This is a genomic window from Serratia ureilytica (assembly GCF_013375155.1).
GTDB classification, from domain to species: domain Bacteria; phylum Pseudomonadota; class Gammaproteobacteria; order Enterobacterales; family Enterobacteriaceae; genus Serratia; species Serratia ureilytica.
On the sequence record NZ_JABXOF010000007.1, the window covers coordinates 17,251 to 33,634 of the forward strand.

Below are 16,384 nucleotides of genomic sequence, written 5' to 3' on the forward strand. Positions count from 1 at the left end.
CCGCGGGTTGGCGGCGCCATGAAAGATAAAGGCTATAGTAGGTTAGCTTTTCCGCTGCTGACAAGCCTGTTGAATATAGGGGTTGTGGTTGCCCTGCACCTTGGCGATACGTGCTTCACGCTGACATTCCCATTGGCTCACCGGATATTGCCGGTTCCACACCTCGAACAGCTGGGTTTGCTGGCGTGACAGCCGCAGCTGGTAGCGATCGCGCATGTAGAAGTAGGTGCGGGCAATGGCGCCGCGTGCGCGGGCGGGCGGCTCTGCCTGTTTATTCTTGAAGTCCACCTTCATCGGGCATTGCCCGTATTGGCCTTCGCCGCCGTTCCATTGGCTGTACATGAAGTTATTGCGATCGCCGTTCACCTCACCAATCGCCGGTTGCAGGTTGTGCAGATCGGTTTCTATCTGGCGATAGGTGGCGTCTTTGTTGCAGTTCTTGCGCCCGCCGTCCTGCCAGCACTGCAGCTGGTGGCCGAACTGCCAGGCCGGCACCACGTGTTCCCACTCGATGCGCTGCGCGCGCTGGGCGTTTTTACGCACCTGATAGCCGCAGCCGGCGAGATCCGGGATGCCCTTCTTGCCTTGCCAGTCGATGCGGCAGCCGCAGTAAAAACTGCCCGGCGCATCCTGATTAATCTTGGCCGCCGCCGCCTTGGCCTGAGAAAAGTTATTGATGCCGTGCGCCTGTACGGCGCCTGCGGCGAAAACCGCGATAAACAAAATTCTGCGAAGCATATTCCAAAACAGCTCAAAATTGGAAAAGCAGGCAGGGTAACGGAACTTGCCGGCAGTGGCAAATGGCGATATTTGCTTGTTTTAACGTATAAATCGTTTAACTAAAGGTTCTCGCTAGCAAGAAATTTCAGTTTTTCGCCGCACCGGCGGCAGCGGTATTCGCTTTCGCCGCGCAGCACGCGGTTATGGCGGCGAATGGTGAGCTGGTGCTGCCCACAGGCGCAGCGGTAGGGGAAGGTCTTGCTTTGCACCGAGGCGGTTTCGAAACGGTGAGTGCGGCTGGCGGGCGTCAGCAGCACGCTTTCCATCATCCAGCGCCATTCGCGGCCGTGCGGCGCCACCCGGCCGAATTGGCGAAACACCAGCAGGTGCGCCAGTTCGTGCGGCACCACTTCATCGATAAACGGCTGTTGGTTTTCCAGCAGCAGCACCGGGTTCAGGCGGATTTCCCAGCTTTGCAGCCAGGCGGTGCCCGCGCTGGTGCCGCGTTGCTGATAGACGATGCTGGGTTCGGGGAACTCGACGGCAAAATGCCGGCGGGCCAACTGCAGCTTTTCTCGCAGGCAGCGCATCACCGCTTGTTGCAGCGCGATGGGGATTCTCGGTTTGTTCATTGCGGCTAGCTTAAGCAATGGCGCGGCGGCTGACAATACGCACCGGCGCAAATCGCATCCGGCGCTTTTTCGCCACATTGATAAAGCGATCGCCACCGATGGATTGTAATCAATGTGTTAACTGCGGGATAATAAAGCGTGCATGATGAGCCTGTACCCGCAGTTCTCACCGAGCAAGGTTGAAACGCCGCCTGTGGCAATCCCTTACGCAAAGAGCGGTTATTTTGCGATTTGGCGCAATAACTGACTGATTAAAAATACGTAAGGTGAAGGCAGTTTTTTGACAAGGCGCCGCCTCGCGCGCCGCAAGTGTGAATTTAACGCAGCTGATGTTGCAAGTGAGAGATCAATGTCGAATAAACCGTTCCACTATCAAGATCCGTTCCCGCTGAAGAAAGACGATACCGAATATTACCTGCTGAGCCGCGACCACGTTTCCGTGAGCGAGTTTGAAGGCCAGGAAATACTGAAAGTTGCCCCTGAAGCGTTAACCCTGCTTGCCCAGCATGCGTTCCACGACGCGTCGTTCATGCTGCGCCCGGCGCACCAACAGCAGGTGGCCGATATCCTCAAAGATCCGGACGCCAGCGAAAACGACAAGTACGTTGCGCTGCAATTTCTGCGTAACTCAGAAATCGCCGCCAAGGGTATTTTACCGACCTGCCAGGACACCGGCACGGCGATCATCGTCGGCAAAAAGGGCCAGCGCGTCTGGACCGGCGGCGGCGATGAAGAAGCGTTGTCGCGTGGGGTGTACAACACCTACATCGAAGAGAACCTGCGCTATTCGCAGAACGCCGCGCTGGATATGTACAAAGAGGTCAATACCGGCAGCAACCTGCCGGCGCAGATCGATCTCTACAGCGTGGACGGCGAAGAGTACAAGTTCCTGTGCATCGCCAAGGGCGGCGGTTCAGCCAACAAAACCTATCTGTATCAGGAAACCAAGGCGCTGCTGTCGCCGGGCAAGCTGAAAAACTACCTGGTCGACAAGATGCGCACGCTGGGCACTGCGGCCTGCCCGCCGTACCACGTGGCGTTCGTCATCGGCGGCACCTCGGCGGAAGCGACGCTGAAAACCGTCAAACTGGCCTCGACCAAGTATTACGATGGCCTGCCGACCGAAGGCAACGAGCATGGCCAGGCGTTCCGCGATCTGGAACTCGAAGCGGAACTGCTGCAAGAAGCGCAGAACCTGGGGCTGGGCGCACAGTTCGGCGGCAAATACTTCGCGCATGATATCCGCGTCGTGCGTCTGCCGCGCCACGGCGCCTCCTGCCCGGTCGGCATGGGCGTTTCCTGTTCGGCGGACCGCAACATCAAAGGCAAGATTAACCGCGACGGCATCTGGCTGGAAAAACTGGAGCACAATCCGGGTAAATTCATTCCTCAGGAGCTGCGCCAGGCCGGGGAAGGCGAGGCGATCAAGGTCGATCTCAACCGTCCGATGGCCGAGATCCTCAAACAGCTGTCACAGTACCCGGTTTCCACCCGCCTGTCGCTGAGCGGTACCATCATCGTTGGCCGCGATATCGCGCACGCCAAGCTGAAAGAGCGCCTGGATCGCGGTGAGGGCCTGCCGCAGTACGTCAAGGATCACCCGATCTACTACGCCGGCCCGGCTAAAACGCCGGAAGGCTATGCGTCCGGTTCCTTGGGGCCGACCACCGCCGGGCGTATGGATTCCTACGTCGATCTGCTGCAATCTCACGGCGGCAGCATGATCATGCTGGCGAAAGGCAACCGCAGCCAGCAGGTGACGGATGCCTGCCACAAGCACGGCGGCTTCTACCTCGGCAGCATCGGCGGCCCGGCGGCGGTGCTGGCGCAGCAGAGCATCAAGAGCCTGGAGTGCGTGGAGTACCCTGAATTGGGCATGGAAGCGATCTGGAAAATCGAAGTGGAAGATTTCCCAGCGTTTATCCTGGTGGATGACAAAGGCAATGACTTCTTCCAGAAGATCCAGGCCGGCCAATGCGCCAGCTGCCTGAAATAAGCGTTGCCCCCTTCGCCGCTCGCGGGCGGTGAAGGGGGACTGTGTAAAGTCCTGTAGCTTGCTGGACGGCGAGTTTTAACCTGTATACCCTACGCGGATAGCACTAAAATTCGACTAATGGAATATCGGTAACATAAGGTTCGGCAAGCACATGGGTACGCAGGAAAGTCACATCAGGGAATTGCTGGTCTGGATTGAAGATAACCTGACCAATCCGCTGTCGTTGGATATCGTTTCCGCCAAGTCAGGCTATACGAAATGGTACCTGCAGCGCATGTTCAAGAAGCAGACCGGATTGTCGTTAGCCTCCTACATCCGCGCTCGTCGCCTCTACCTCGCCGCCTTCGCCTTGCGCTTCACGCAGAAGAGCATTCTGGACATTTCGGTTGAATATCAATTCGATAATCAGCAGACGTTCTCGCGCTGTTTCAAGAAACACTTCGCCGAGTCGCCCAGCGTTTATCGTCATGCCCGCAAACAGGACTTCAGCAATCTGGTGCGTTCACTCGCGGCCAGCCAGCCCGGCGATATTGAGGTTGAACGCGTCAGCATCGCCAGAGGGCAATACGCTTTTCACGGCAAGCAGTACGCTTACCACCTGGACATAGAGAGGTTGGATAAGTCGCATCTGCCGCAGCGCAGCGCGCTGCGGGCGCAGTTTTACACCTTGTTGGGCGAGCGCCCGACGCAAACCTATTCGTTTACCCAACTGGTGCCGGACGGCGAGCGGGTCAGGGTCGACTATACCCTGGGCGTGACGACGGACTATCCGCTGCGTGAAGGCGTGACGCTGGAGCCGCTGCCGGAGATCCACGGCGAGTTTTGCCGTTTTCGCTATTCCGGCAAGCCGGTGGCGCTCAATGATCACATCATTAAAATTTACACGCAGGTGCTGCCCGAAATGGGGCTGGCCCGCGGTGACGGGCCGGACATGACGGTGTTCAGCTATTCGCTGAGCGGGAAAGAGGAGCTGCATCTGGAGCTGCAGCATCTGGTGCCGGTGGTGCCGCTGCACTGATCCCGTCGGCGGCCGGCCGCCGGTTTTTCTGCTGCACGATCGCCGCCATCACCGCCAGGGCGATCTCCGCCGGCGTTTTGCTGCCCAGCGGCAGGCCGATCGGCGCATGGATGCGTTCCAACTCCTGCGGCGTGAATTCGGCAATCTGCTGCAACCGCTGGCGCCGCCGCGCGCTGTTTCTCAGCGATCCCATGGCGCCGATGTAAAACGCCGGAGTGTGGATCGCTTCCATCAACGTCAGATCGTCCATACGCGGATCGTGGGTCAGCGCCACGACGGCGGTATTGGCGTGGCAACCGCCGTCCTCAATGAACTTGGCCGGAAACTGGCGCAGCAGCGTCACGCCCGGTTTTAACTCGGCGGCGAAGTTATCCAGCGCCTCCGGGCGATTCTCGCACACCAGCACCTCAAACCCCAGCGCCACGGCGAAATCGGCGCAGTACAGCGCCACGCTGGACAGCCCGGCGATCAGCAGGCGCGGCGCGGCCGCGATATGCAGGGTAATCTGTTCGAGCCGGCGTTCCACCTGGGTGGCGCTGGTGAAATGACTCTGCTCGAGGCTGTGGCAGGCGTGGGGCAGCGTCAGGCGTTTGAGCAACGCGTGATGCCCTTCCAGCGCGCCGGCGATGCGTCGCAGGTAAGCGACGCTGGCTTCTCCCGCCGGCAGATACTCGATCAGCACGTCCAGCACGCCGCCGCACGGCAGCGCCACGTTGGGCGTCATACCGCCTTCGCCGTAACGGATCACCTGGCTGGCCGCCTGATACTCCCCGGCGGCCACGCGGCGCAGAAAGTCCTCCTCCACGCACCCGCCCGACAACGAACCGCTGTAGCGGCCGTCGCGGGTAGCCGCCATCAGCGCGCCCGGCGAGCGCGGCGAAGAACCATAGGTGCTGAGGACGGTGCATAACCAGACCGACTGGTGTTGCAGCCAGCTTATCGCCTGGCTGACCACGGTGACATCAAGATGTTGCATAGGTGAATTTACTCGCTGGCCGGAAGTTGCGATGGAAGATCAATATCCTGCACGACGCCGGGGTGTTCAAGTGGCAACAGGTGCACCGCTGCGCCTTGCAACAGCCCACGGGCGCCATTATCGCCGCGCAGTTGGCAAAGTTGTTTGCGCAATAGGGCGGAAAAGCCGACCGGGTGACCGGGCTGTTGCGCATAGCTGGGGCGTACGATCGCGTGTTGCCGTAAGGCGCTCGCCACCTGCCGGAAAACGTCGGCGCCGACGAACGGCATATCGGCCAGATGGATCAGCCAGCCTTGCCAGTGCGGCGTGGCCGCAACGCCTGCGGCGATCGAGTCGCCGAGGCCCGCGCTGGCGAGCAGGGTAACCGGCACCTGATTGGCGGCGCAGGCTGCCAGCACCGGCAGATTATCCGGACGGGTCACCACCTGCACCGGCAGCTCGGAAGCCAGCGCCTGGCGCAGGGTGTGTTCGAACAGCGAACGCCGCTCGCCCACCGCATCGGCAAACCCGGCGTTCAGTTTGTTGCCCTGGCCGCCGGCCCGAATAAAGCGCTCCCCGCGTCCGGCGGCGGTAATAATGATGCCCGTGATCATGGTTCAAGCCCGCGTTTGCGCAAATTATTTATTAGCGTACAAACCTTATGTGTTTTGCAAATGTTTTTTTGTTGAAAACAGCCTGTTAATCATCACATAATTTTAGTTATAAGCATATGCTTATGACGTCTACGGCAAGGTCGTCAGCGTTTGCGCAACAACACCGCGAACAAAAACCAATTACAAGAAAGACGTGAAGGACTTATTTATGAGCAATTTCAACCCGTCGCGGCGTCGCTTTATCAAAAGCGCCGTGATTGCGGGGGTATCCGTGTACCTCGCGCCCCTGTACAGCCGCGCCTACGCCGCGCTGTTCGAGCAAAAAATCCTCCAGTCGCCCAATTGGGATCCGCAGGCCAAGCGCGTGCGTTTCCGTATCGACGGCCGCGCCAAGGTCATGGGGCAGAAGGTGTTCGCGCGCGATATCCGCGCGGTGGACATGCCGCACTGGCCGCAGAAACAGGCGCACGCCTTCATTCTGCGCGTGACCAAGGCCGACCGGTTGTTCGAAGGGGTCGATCTGTCGCTGTTGGGGGACGATCTGCAGCCGGATCGCCTGGTGACGGCGGAAGATCTGGCGCGCGACGGCCTGGCCTTTCCGGCGTTCTACGGTGATGACATGCTGCTGCCGAGCGGCAAAACCCCGGCCTACCTCGGCCAGGCGGTGGCGATCCTGATCTATCACGACTTCGCCCGTTTCCGCTTCGCCAAGGACAAGCTGAAATTCCGCGAAGAAACCATCAAATACGGCGCGGTGACCGGCCCGCTCGAGCGCGATCCCTGGGGCAGCTTCCGCTATGTGCGGGTGGGAGGAGAACAGCCGTTCGACGACGATCGCTTCTCCAGCCTGAAGGACACGCCGATCTTCCCGGTGTCGATGAAAAAACACCTGCCGGTGTGGCCGGAAGGGCGCGAGGGCGGCAAGCTGGATCAGGAGGGCATGCGCTATGCAGGGATGATCGCCGACGAGTTGGCGAATCCGCCGGCCGACTGGCTGGTAATGTCGCGCCGCTACACCACGCAGTCGATAGACACCTCGGCGCTGGAGCCGGACAACGCCAACGGCTGGTTCGACGCGCAGACGCAAACCCTGCATCTGGTGGTGCCGACGCAGTCGCCGCAGGAAGTGGCCGACGAGATGCCGCGCATGCTGGCCAAGCGCAATCCGCCGGTGAAACAGCTGATCCTGCACCCGTGCTACACCGTGGGCTACGGCTCGAAAGACCACTACAACTTCCCGTATTACGGCGCGGTGGCGGCGATGTACGGCGACGGTCACCCGGTGCGCCTGGCCAATGATCGCTTCGAACAGTTCCAGACGGCGTTGAAGCGCCACGCGTTCGACATGAACTACCGCATCGCGGTGAATAAGCAGACCGGCGTCATGCAGTCGTTCCTCGGTGACATGACCGCGGACGGCGGCGGCCGCAGCAACTTTACCCCTTCAGTGGTGATGGTCGGCGCAACCGCCGCCCAGTCGATTTACTACTTCCCGAAAAGCGATCTGTCGTCGGTCGGGCTGGCTTCACGCGCCATCGACGCCGGTTCGGCGCGCGGTTACGGCACGCTGCAGAGCATGGCCGCCACCGAGATGATGGTGGATGAGTTGGCCGCCGAGCTGAAGATTGACCCGATCGAGTTCCGCCTGCGCAACGTGCTGAAATCCGGCATGAAAAACACCCAGGGGGCGATCCCGGCCGGTGCGATCCGCGCCGATGAAGTACTGGAAAAGGCGGCGAAGCATGAGATATGGCTTAAGCGCGCCGAACGCAAGGCCGAGTTTGAGAGCCGCCATCCCGGCAAGCGCTATGGCGTCGGCTTCGGCTGCGTGCAGAAAGACTTCGGCACCGGGGCGGAAACCTCGTTCGCCCGGGTGGAGCTGAGCGAAGACGGCCGCATCACCCTGCATCACAGTGGCGCGGAGATGGGCACCGGCATGTCGACCTCGCAGTCGGTATTGTGCGCGCAGTGGCTGGGCAAACCGGCCGACGAAGCGCACTTCTCGGTCACCGACTGGTCGGTGCTGCCGATGGTCACCAGCGGCGATCCTTACCTGATGTCCCAGGAAGAGCAGGACAAGCTGCAAACCAACCCCAACTGGACGCCGAGCTATTGTTCGCCGTCCAGCGCCAGCAACTCGGCCTATTACTTCTCGCACAGCACTCGCGAAGCGGCGCGCCTGATCTTCGATCACGGCCTGTGGCCGGCGGCGATGGCGCTGTGGCAGGCCGGTATCGGCGGCGGCCAGGCGGCGCCGCTGGTGGTGCGGCGCGAAGATGCGCGTTGGGTCGAAGGCGGCCTGACGGCGGCGGGCATGTCGGTGCTGAGCCTCGAGCTGCTGGCCAAGACGGCATATAAGATGGGCGGCGTCACCGGCGCGGCGGTGCATGTGTTCAACCGCTGGCAGTGGGCGGAGGCCGATTTCACGTTGAACGGCAAAAGCGAACGCCTGCCGATCGACGGCATGGCGCTGCGCAACGCCGGCGGCGAATTCAAACCGCTGGCGCGCGGGCAGGTCTACTACCCGCCGACCCAGCGCAACAATGCGGCGGTGACCTACTACAGCGCCGTCGGCACGCTGGCGGAAGTGGCGGTGGATATCGCCACCGGCCAGGTGGAGTTGCTGAATCACCACTCAATCATGGAGTGTGGCAACCTGATCGTGCCGGAACTGGTTTCCGGCCAACTGCAGGGCGGGCTGGCGATGGGCATCGGCCATGCGCTGCACGAATATTTACCGCTGTACGAAGACGGCCCGGGCAACGGCACCTGGAACTTCAACCGTTACCACCTGCCGCGCGCCAGCGACGTGGCGGTATGGAAACAGAGCGGCGACATCCTGCCGGCGCTGTCGGAAACCGATCCGCCGAAAGGCATGGCGGAAGTGGTGATGATCCCGATCGTGGCCGCACTGGTCAACGCCATTGCCGACGCCACCGGCCACCGTTTCCGTGATTTGCCCGTTCGTGCAGAAAATATTCGTGAGGTATTACAATGAGCATTAAAACCCAGCCGATTTCCCTGACCATCAACGAGAAACAGTACGGCCCGATCGAGGTGCCGGAAGGCTTGATGATGATCGATTTCCTGCACGAGTATCTCGATTTGACCGGTTCGCGCCTCGGCTGCGGGCAGGGCATTTGCCACGCCTGCGTGGCTATTGTCGATCACCCGAGCGGCACCAGCGAAGAGGTGCGCACCTGCATCACCGGCGCGCATTTCTTCAACGGCAAGAAAGTGCGCACCGTCGAAGGCCACGCCAGGGTGGACGAACAGGGGGAGGTGGTTGAGCTGTCGCCGATCCAGCAGGCGTTTCTGGAGCACTACAGCTTCCAGTGCGGCTACTGCACGCCAGGCTTCGTCAACGCCGCCACCATCTTCGTGGAAAAGCTCAAGCGTGAGCCGATCGCCCGCGATCAGCTGGAAAGCGCCATCGAACAGGCGCTGGACAGCCACATCTGCCGCTGCACCGGCTACGTGCGCTACTACGAAGCGGTGCGCGACGTGGTGCTGAAAACGCCGGGCCTGCTGAAGGAGACGGCGCAATGAAAAAACGTCTCGCAATGTTGATTGTGCTGGTGGCGATCGTGGTGATTGCGCTGTTGTGGTGGCGGGAAAACCGCCGTTACGACGGCCCGGTGCAGCAGGTGACCGCCAGCGCCGAACAGATCGCGCGCGGCCGCTATCTGGCGCAGGCCGCCGACTGCGCCGCCTGCCATACCGCCAGCGGCGGGGCGCCGTTGGCCGGCGGCTATCCGCTGGAAACGCCGTTCGGCACGATTTACGGCAGCAACCTGACGCCGTCGGCCGACCACGGCATCGGGCGCTGGAGCAAGGACGACTTCTTCCTGGCGCTGACGCAGGGCGTGGCGCCGGGCGGGCGGCACCTGTACCCGGCGATGCCTTACACCTCGTACAAGGGCATTTCGCGTCAGGACGCCGATGACATCTACGCTTACCTGATGACGCGCCCGGCGGTGGACGTGGCCATTCCGGCCAACGACATGCCGTTCCCGTTCAACCAGCGCATGGCGCTGATCGGCTGGAATCTGCTGTTCCGCAGCCAGGATCCGCTGCCGGCCAGTTCGCAGGGCAGCTCGCCGCAATGGCAGCGCGGCCGCTATCTGGCCGACGTGCTGGGCCACTGTGGCGAATGCCACACGCCGCGCGGCGCGCTGGGGCAGATGGATCTCGGCAAGCCGATGCAGGGCGGCGATCTCGGCCGCTTCATGGCGCCGGACATTACGCCGCACGGCTTGGCGCAGCGCGGCTGGACGCCGCAGGACGTCAGCCGCTTCCTCGGCACTGGCCTCGCGCCGCAGGGTTCGGCCTTCAGTGAGATGCATATGGTGGTGGATCTCAGCACCCGTCATTTGACGCCGGAAGATCATCAGGCGCTGGCGCTGTATCTGATGGGCGAGCAGCCGCCGGCGGCGGTGCCGGTGAAAATGGGCCAGGGCAGCGATGCCGGGCGCATGACCTATCTGGATCAGTGCGCCGGCTGCCATGCGCGCGAAGGCGAAGGCAAACCGCACGTCGCGCCGGCGATGCGCGATAACGCCACGCTGCGCCAGGCGGACGGCAAGAACCTGATCGTGTCGGTGCTGGACGGCCTGCCGGCCCAGCAGTTCCCGAACGGTGAAAGCATGCAGAGCATGCCGGGCTTCGGCGAGCGTCTGAGCGATGCCGACGTGGCGGAACTGGTAAACTACCTGCGGGTGACCTGGGGCGGTTTGCCGGCGGACGTCACCGCCGAGCAGGTGAAAGCGCTGCGCAAGTAAGCGGCGTACAGACGAAAAAAATGGCCCGCAGATGCGGGCCATTTTATTGCACGGTCACGGGATTCAACGGCTGGTGACGCCGTCGACACGTTGGCTGCGCTGTTTGATGGCGTAACCGACGGCCAGGATCGCCACCCATACCGGGATCAGCAGCACCGAGATTTGAATGCCCGGCGTCAGGTACATGATCACCAGGATGCCGGCCATGAACAGCAGGCACAGGTAGTTGCTGAACGGGTACCAGAACGCTTTAAACTTCGGCACCACGCCTTCGCGGTTTTTGGCGGCGCGGAATTTCAGGTGCGCCAGGCTGATCATAGCCCAGTTGATCACCAGCGCCGATACCACTAACGCCATCAGCAGTTCGAAGGCGCGGCCCGGGATCAGGTAGTTAATCAGCACGCACAGCGCGGTGGCGAGGGCGGAAATGCCGATGGCCACCACCGGCACGCCGCGGCCGTCGACCTTCAGCAGGCTTTTCGGGCCGTTGCCCTGCTGCGCCAAGCCGTACAGCATGCGGCTGTTGCAGTAGACGCAGCTGTTGTAGACCGACAGCGCGGCGGTGAGCACCACGATGTTCAGCACGGTCGCCACCAGGTTGCTGTTCAGCGCGTGGAAGATCAGCACGAACGGGCTGCCGCCTTCAACCACTTTGCCCCACGGGTACAGCGACAGCAGAATGGCCAGTGAACCGATATAGAAGATCAGGATGCGGTAGATCACCTGATTGGTGGCTTTCGGAATGCTTTTTTGCGGGTTGTCGGCTTCAGCGGCGGTGATGCCGACCAGCTCGAGGCCGCCGAAGGAGAACATGATCACCGCCATCGCCATCACCAGGCCCATGACGCCGTTCGGGAAGAACCCGCCCTGCGCCCACAGGTTGGTGACGGTGGCTTCCGGGCCGCCCATGCCGCTGAACAGCAGGTAGGCGCCGAACACGATCATGCCGATAATCGCCACCACTTTGATGATGGCGAACCAGAACTCCATCTCGCCGTAAACTTTGACGTTGGCCAGGTTGATGGCGTTGATCGCCAGGAAGAATACCGCGGCGGAAACCCAGGTGGGGATCTCCGGCCACCAGTACTGCACGTAGATGCCGACCGCGGTCAGCTCCGCCATCGCCACCAGGACATACAGCACCCAGTAGTTCCAGCCGGAGGCGAAGCCGGCGAAGTTGCCCCAGTATTTGTAGGCGAAGTGGCTGAAGGAGCCGGCGACCGGCTCTTCCACCACCATTTCCCCCAGCTGGCGCATGATCAGAAACGCGATGAAGCCGCCGATGGCGTAGCCGAGGAGCACTGACGGGCCGGCCATTTTTATTGTTTGAGCGATACCGAGAAATAACCCGGTGCCGATTGCGCCACCTAAGGCGATGAGCTGAATATGGCGGTTTTTCAGGCCGCGCTTCAGCTGGTCACCATGCTGTTGACCATCCATCAATCTAACCCTCTGTCGTTGTGAATGCCCACCTGCCTGTAAAGCAGTGGTTACGATGTGTGTTTTGTTTTATTTACGGCGTTATAGCTATTAATTCCACGGCGCCGCTACCGTTTGGCAGAGAATAATGTTATGCGCGTCGGTTTGCACCTGCTTTGTCGTGTGAGTGATTAAGATTGCAGCAGTTTAGGAAACAAAATGCGGGTTGTGTGACGGCAGGGGGGATTCAGTGCATGAAATAAGCAACAAATCACATAATGCGCAAAAATAACGTAGATCTGAACGGTGGGCCGCGTTCAAATAATGAACGAACCGCCGTTGCGCTGTTCGCCAAATAGCCATTCATTAAAGCGTAATAACCATGCAATAAAACTCGGGCAAAAAGTTTGCACTCTGCCTTGCGTAAGGTTTGGTAAAAGTTAAATCCCCAACCCGCTGCGTAAATGGTAATACCATCACGGCGTTACCGGTTTGCAGCGGGGTTTTCAGCGGGGTGTTAAAATGTGCGGGTAACCTGATTTCGATCAAGGCCCGTATGGACAGGAGGTGAATACTTTGTTACTTTACCGTCACGTTTTTGAAATTGGTATTACCAATTGACTCCGCGCCATTCGCAGAGAAGAATTCACTCATGGCCTACAGCAAAATCCGCCAACCCAAGTTGTCAGATGTTATCGAGCAACAGCTCGAATACCTGATCCTCGAGGGGACACTGCGCCCAGGCGAAAAACTGCCTCCGGAGCGCGAGCTGGCGAAACAATTTGATGTCTCCCGTCCTTCTCTGAGAGAGGCCATTCAGCGCCTTGAAGCGAAAGGGCTGCTCCTGCGCCGTCAGGGCGGCGGCACCTTCGTGCAAACTAATCTGTGGCAGAGCTTCAGCGATCCGCTGGCCGAGCTGCTGGCCGACCATCCCGAATCACAGTTCGATCTGCTGGAAACCCGTCACGCGCTGGAAGGCATTGCCGCCTATTACGCGGCGCTGCGCGGCACCGATGAAGATCTGGCGCGCATCCGCGACTGCCACATCGTGATTCAACAGGCTCAAGACAGCGGCGATCTCGACGCCGAAGCCGATGCGGTCATGCAGTATCAAATCGCCGTGACTGAAGCCGCTCACAACGTTGTGTTACTTCACCTGCTACGCTGCATGGGGCCGATGCTGGAACAGAACGTGCGTCAGAACTTTGAATTGCTCTACTCGCGCCGTGAGATGTTGGCAAAAGTGAGCAGCCACCGCGCCGGAATTTTTGAGGCGATTGTGGCACGCGAGCCGGAAAAGGCCCGTGAAGCCTCGCATCGCCACTTGGCGTTTATCGAGGAAATCTTGCTGGATCTCAGCCGGGAGCATACTCGGCGCGAGAGATCGCTGCGGCGTCTCCAGCAACGCAAGGATTAAGAGCTGTCCTCTTCAGGGTACACCAGCCTGCGGGGGTTAAGTTCGAGGTACTTAGTTAAGTACTTAAGCGGCAACTAAACTGATGGGCCTGTCTTCGTGTGTTTTTTCACAGAGCACAGGAAGACAGGCTCCAAACAAACCATTAGACAGATAAGGAATACCACCATGTCAGAACGTTTAAACAATGACGTGGATCCGATCGAAACCCGCGACTGGCTGCAGGCGATCGAATCGGTCATCCGTGAAGAGGGTGTTGAGCGAGCTCAGTTTCTGATTGATCAGGTATTGGGAGAAGCCCGCAAAGGCGGCGTTAACGTTGCGGCCGGTGCTGCAGCGCACAACTACGTCAACACCATCGCGGTAGAAGACGAACCGGCTTACCCAGGCAACCTGGATCTGGAACGCCGCATTCGCTCTGCGATCCGTTGGAACGCGATCATGACCGTTCTGCGCGCATCCAAGAAAGACCTGGAGCTGGGCGGCCACATGGCTTCCTTCCAGTCTTCCGCGACCTTCTATGAAGTCTGCTTTAACCACTTCTTCCGCGCACGCAACGAGAAAGACGGCGGCGACCTGGTCTACTTCCAGGGCCACATCTCTCCGGGCGTTTACGCGCGCGCCTTCCTTGAAGGCCGCCTGACCGAAGAACAGATGAACAACTTCCGTCAGGAAGTGCACGGCAACGGCCTGTCCTCTTACCCGCATCCTAAGTTGATGCCGGAATTCTGGCAGTTCCCGACCGTATCCATGGGCCTGGGCCCAATCAGCGCCATCTATCAGGCGAAGTTCCTGAAATACCTGGAACACCGCGGCCTGAAAGACACCTCTGAGCAGACCGTTTACGCCTTCCTGGGCGACGGTGAGATGGATGAGCCGGAATCCAAAGGCGCCATCACCATCGCCACCCGCGAGAAGCTGGACAACCTGGTGTTCGTCATCAACTGCAACCTGCAGCGCCTGGACGGCCCGGTCACCGGTAACGGCAAGATCATCAACGAACTGGAAGGCATCTTCTCCGGCGCAGGCTGGCAGGTGCTGAAAGTGATCTGGGGCGGCCGTTGGGACGAGCTGCTGCGCAAAGACACCAGCGGTAAACTGGTTCAGCTGATGAACGAGACCCTGGACGGCGACTACCAGACCTTCAAATCCAAAGACGGCGCTTACGTGCGCGAGCACTTCTTCGGCCGTTACCCGGAAACCGCGGCGCTGGTCAAAGACATGACCGACGACGAAATCTGGGCGCTGAACCGTGGTGGTCACGATCCGAAGAAAATCTTCGCTGCACTGAAAAAAGCGCAGGACACCAAAGGCAAACCGACCGTTATCCTGGCTCACACCATCAAAGGTTACGGCATGGGTGAAACCGCGGAAGGTAAAAACATCGCTCACCAGGTGAAAAAAATGAACATGGAAGGGGTTCACCACTTCCGCGATCGTTTCAACGTGCCGGTTGCCGATGCTGACATCGAAAAACTGCCGTACATCACCTTCGAGAAAGATTCCGAAGAGTACAAATACCTGCACGAACGTCGCCAGGCTCTGAAAGGCTATGTGCCTACCCGTCTGCCGGAGTTCACCCAGAAGCTGGAAATGCCGGCGCTGGAAGATTTCAGCTCGCTGCTGGAAGAGCAGAACAAAGAGATCTCCACCACTATCGCTTTCGTGCGTGCCCTGAACGTGATGCTGAAGAACAAGTCGATCAAAGATCGCCTGGTGCCAATCATCGCCGACGAAGCGCGTACCTTCGGTATGGAAGGTCTGTTCCGTCAGATCGGTATCTACAGCCCGAACGGCCAGCAGTACACCCCGCAGGACCGTGAGCAGGTTGCTTACTACAAAGAAGACGAGAAAGGCCAAATCCTGCAGGAAGGCATCAACGAACTGGGCGCAGCCTCTTCCTGGCTGGCCGCAGCGACCTCCTACAGCACCAACGATCTGCCGATGATTCCGTTCTACATCTACTACTCGATGTTCGGTTTCCAACGTATCGGCGACCTGTGCTGGGCAGCGGGCGACCAACAGGCGCGCGGCTTCCTGATCGGCGGGACCTCGGGCCGTACTACCCTGAACGGCGAAGGTCTGCAGCACGAAGATGGCCACAGCCACATTCAGTCTCTGACCATCCCTAACTGCATCTCTTACGATCCGGCTTACGCGTACGAAGTGGCGGTGATCATGCACGACGGTCTGGTGCGCATGTATGGCGACAACCCGGAAAACGTGTACTACTACCTGACCACGCTGAACGAAAACTACCACATGCCTGCGATGCCGCAGGGTGCGGAAGAAGGTATCCGCAAGGGTATCTACAAGCTGGAAACGCTGGAAGGCAGCAAAGGCAAGGTGCAGCTGCTGGGCTCCGGCGCCATCCTGCGCCACGTGCGCGAAGCTGCGCAGATCCTGGCGAAGGACTACGGCGTGGGTTCCGACACCTACAGCGTGACCTCGTTCACCGAACTGGCGCGCGACGGCCAGGATTGCGAGCGTTGGAACATGCTGCACCCAACCGAAGCGCCACGCGTGCCTTACATCGCTCAGGTGATGAACGACGCGCCGGCGGTAGCCTCTACCGACTACATGAAACTGTTCGCCGAACAGGTTCGTACTTATGTGCCGGCCAGCGATTATCGCGTACTGGGCACCGACGGCTTCGGTCGTTCGGACAGCCGCGAAAACCTGCGTCACCACTTCGAAGTCGATGCGTCCTACGTGGTGGTTGCTGCTCTGGGTGAACTGGCTAAACGCGGTGAGATCGAAGCTTCTGTGGTTGCTGATGCAATCAAGAAATTCGACATCAACCCGGAAAAAGTTAACCCGCGTCTGGCCTAAGAG

The 16,384-nt window shown here is 60.0% G+C and carries 12 protein-coding genes; 7 read left to right on the forward strand and 5 right to left on the reverse strand.

The window, feature by feature from the left end; genetic code table 11:
* Positions 1–42: 42 nt before the first annotated feature.
* A complete protein-coding gene (gene endA, locus HWW83_RS13815; protein ID WP_141966658.1) occupies positions 43–738 on the reverse strand; it encodes a deoxyribonuclease I in 696 nt (231 codons plus the stop codon).
* 101 nt (positions 739–839) lie between these two features.
* Positions 840–1,352, reverse strand: a complete 513-nt coding sequence (locus HWW83_RS13820; RefSeq protein WP_033644682.1) for a SprT family zinc-dependent metalloprotease — start codon at positions 1,350–1,352, stop codon at positions 840–842.
* 349 nt (positions 1,353–1,701) lie between these two features.
* Here HWW83_RS13820 and fumA point away from each other — a divergent pair, with 349 nt between their 5' ends.
* On the forward strand, positions 1,702–3,348 hold the full coding sequence (gene fumA / locus HWW83_RS13825) for a class I fumarate hydratase FumA (RefSeq protein WP_033644683.1): 1,647 nt from the start codon (positions 1,702–1,704) through the stop codon (positions 3,346–3,348).
* A gap of 151 nt (positions 3,349–3,499) precedes the next feature.
* Complete coding sequence (locus tag HWW83_RS13830; RefSeq protein ID WP_060660249.1) at positions 3,500–4,366, forward strand: helix-turn-helix domain-containing protein; 867 nt, start codon at positions 3,500–3,502, stop codon at positions 4,364–4,366.
* Here the strand turns inward: HWW83_RS13830 and HWW83_RS13835 are convergent.
* Both HWW83_RS13835 and HWW83_RS13840 read right to left on the reverse strand, forming a co-directional pair.
* On the reverse strand, positions 4,290–5,342 hold the full coding sequence (locus HWW83_RS13835) for an XdhC family protein (RefSeq protein ID WP_176589370.1): 1,053 nt from the start codon (positions 5,340–5,342) through the stop codon (positions 4,290–4,292). The genes HWW83_RS13830 and HWW83_RS13835 overlap by 77 nt on opposite strands.
* Before the next feature lie 8 nt (positions 5,343–5,350).
* On the reverse strand, positions 5,351–5,935 hold the full coding sequence (locus HWW83_RS13840) for a nucleotidyltransferase family protein (protein ID WP_069100804.1): 585 nt from the start codon (positions 5,933–5,935) through the stop codon (positions 5,351–5,353).
* A gap of 208 nt (positions 5,936–6,143) precedes the next feature.
* On the opposite strand from HWW83_RS13840, the gene HWW83_RS13845 reads away from it, so the two are divergent.
* The 3 genes from HWW83_RS13845 to HWW83_RS13855 are packed head-to-tail and all read left to right on the forward strand — an operon-like array spanning position 6,144 to position 10,716.
* On the forward strand, positions 6,144–8,933 hold the full coding sequence (locus HWW83_RS13845) for a xanthine dehydrogenase family protein molybdopterin-binding subunit (protein WP_176589371.1): 2,790 nt from the start codon (positions 6,144–6,146) through the stop codon (positions 8,931–8,933).
* Positions 8,930–9,484 (forward strand): (2Fe-2S)-binding protein, encoded by a 555-nt coding sequence (locus HWW83_RS13850; protein WP_163966480.1) that lies wholly within the window; start codon positions 8,930–8,932, stop codon positions 9,482–9,484. The genes HWW83_RS13845 and HWW83_RS13850 overlap by 4 nt, the downstream gene beginning before the upstream one ends.
* Positions 9,481–10,716, forward strand: a complete 1,236-nt coding sequence (locus tag HWW83_RS13855) for a cytochrome c (protein WP_176589372.1) — start codon at positions 9,481–9,483, stop codon at positions 10,714–10,716. Before HWW83_RS13850 ends, HWW83_RS13855 begins: the two co-directional genes overlap by 4 nt.
* 63 nt (positions 10,717–10,779) lie before the next feature.
* Here the strand turns inward: HWW83_RS13855 and HWW83_RS13860 are convergent, their stop codons facing one another.
* The gene (locus tag HWW83_RS13860) at positions 10,780–12,156 is read right to left on the reverse strand and encodes an amino acid permease (protein ID WP_004937488.1); all 1,377 of its coding nucleotides are present in this window, start codon (positions 12,154–12,156) and stop codon (positions 10,780–10,782) included.
* Between the two features lie 631 nt (positions 12,157–12,787).
* Here HWW83_RS13860 and pdhR point away from each other — a divergent pair.
* Both pdhR and aceE read left to right on the forward strand, forming a co-directional pair.
* Positions 12,788–13,552, forward strand: coding sequence for a pyruvate dehydrogenase complex transcriptional repressor PdhR (gene pdhR, locus HWW83_RS13865; protein WP_004937490.1), 765 nt, complete (start codon positions 12,788–12,790; stop codon positions 13,550–13,552).
* Positions 13,553–13,717: 165 nt separating this feature from the next.
* On the forward strand, positions 13,718–16,381 hold the full coding sequence (aceE, locus tag HWW83_RS13870; protein ID WP_033632104.1) for a pyruvate dehydrogenase (acetyl-transferring), homodimeric type: 2,664 nt from the start codon (positions 13,718–13,720) through the stop codon (positions 16,379–16,381).
* Positions 16,382–16,384 lie beyond the last annotated feature (3 nt).

Excerpts from the sequence above, each read along its gene's own strand:
- HWW83_RS13845 (WP_176589371.1), top strand. The coding sequence starts at position 6,144 with ATGAGCAATTTCAACCCGTCGCGGCGTCGCTTTATCAAAAGCGCCGTG.
- HWW83_RS13840 (WP_069100804.1), bottom strand. The coding sequence starts at position 5,935 with ATGATCACGGGCATCATTATTACCGCCGCCGGACGCGGGGAGCGCTTT.
- HWW83_RS13820 (WP_033644682.1), bottom strand. The coding sequence starts at position 1,352 with ATGAACAAACCGAGAATCCCCATCGCGCTGCAACAAGCGGTGATGCGC.
- HWW83_RS13850 (WP_163966480.1), top strand. The coding sequence starts at position 8,930 with ATGAGCATTAAAACCCAGCCGATTTCCCTGACCATCAACGAGAAACAG.
- endA (WP_141966658.1), bottom strand. The coding sequence starts at position 738 with ATGCTTCGCAGAATTTTGTTTATCGCGGTTTTCGCCGCAGGCGCCGTA.
- HWW83_RS13830 (WP_060660249.1), top strand. The coding sequence starts at position 3,500 with ATGGGTACGCAGGAAAGTCACATCAGGGAATTGCTGGTCTGGATTGAA.
- HWW83_RS13855 (WP_176589372.1), top strand. The coding sequence starts at position 9,481 with ATGAAAAAACGTCTCGCAATGTTGATTGTGCTGGTGGCGATCGTGGTG.
- fumA (WP_033644683.1), top strand. The coding sequence starts at position 1,702 with ATGTCGAATAAACCGTTCCACTATCAAGATCCGTTCCCGCTGAAGAAA.
- aceE (WP_033632104.1), top strand. The coding sequence starts at position 13,718 with ATGTCAGAACGTTTAAACAATGACGTGGATCCGATCGAAACCCGCGAC.
- pdhR (WP_004937490.1), top strand. The coding sequence starts at position 12,788 with ATGGCCTACAGCAAAATCCGCCAACCCAAGTTGTCAGATGTTATCGAG.
- HWW83_RS13860 (WP_004937488.1), bottom strand. The coding sequence starts at position 12,156 with ATGGATGGTCAACAGCATGGTGACCAGCTGAAGCGCGGCCTGAAAAAC.
- HWW83_RS13835 (WP_176589370.1), bottom strand. The coding sequence starts at position 5,342 with ATGCAACATCTTGATGTCACCGTGGTCAGCCAGGCGATAAGCTGGCTG.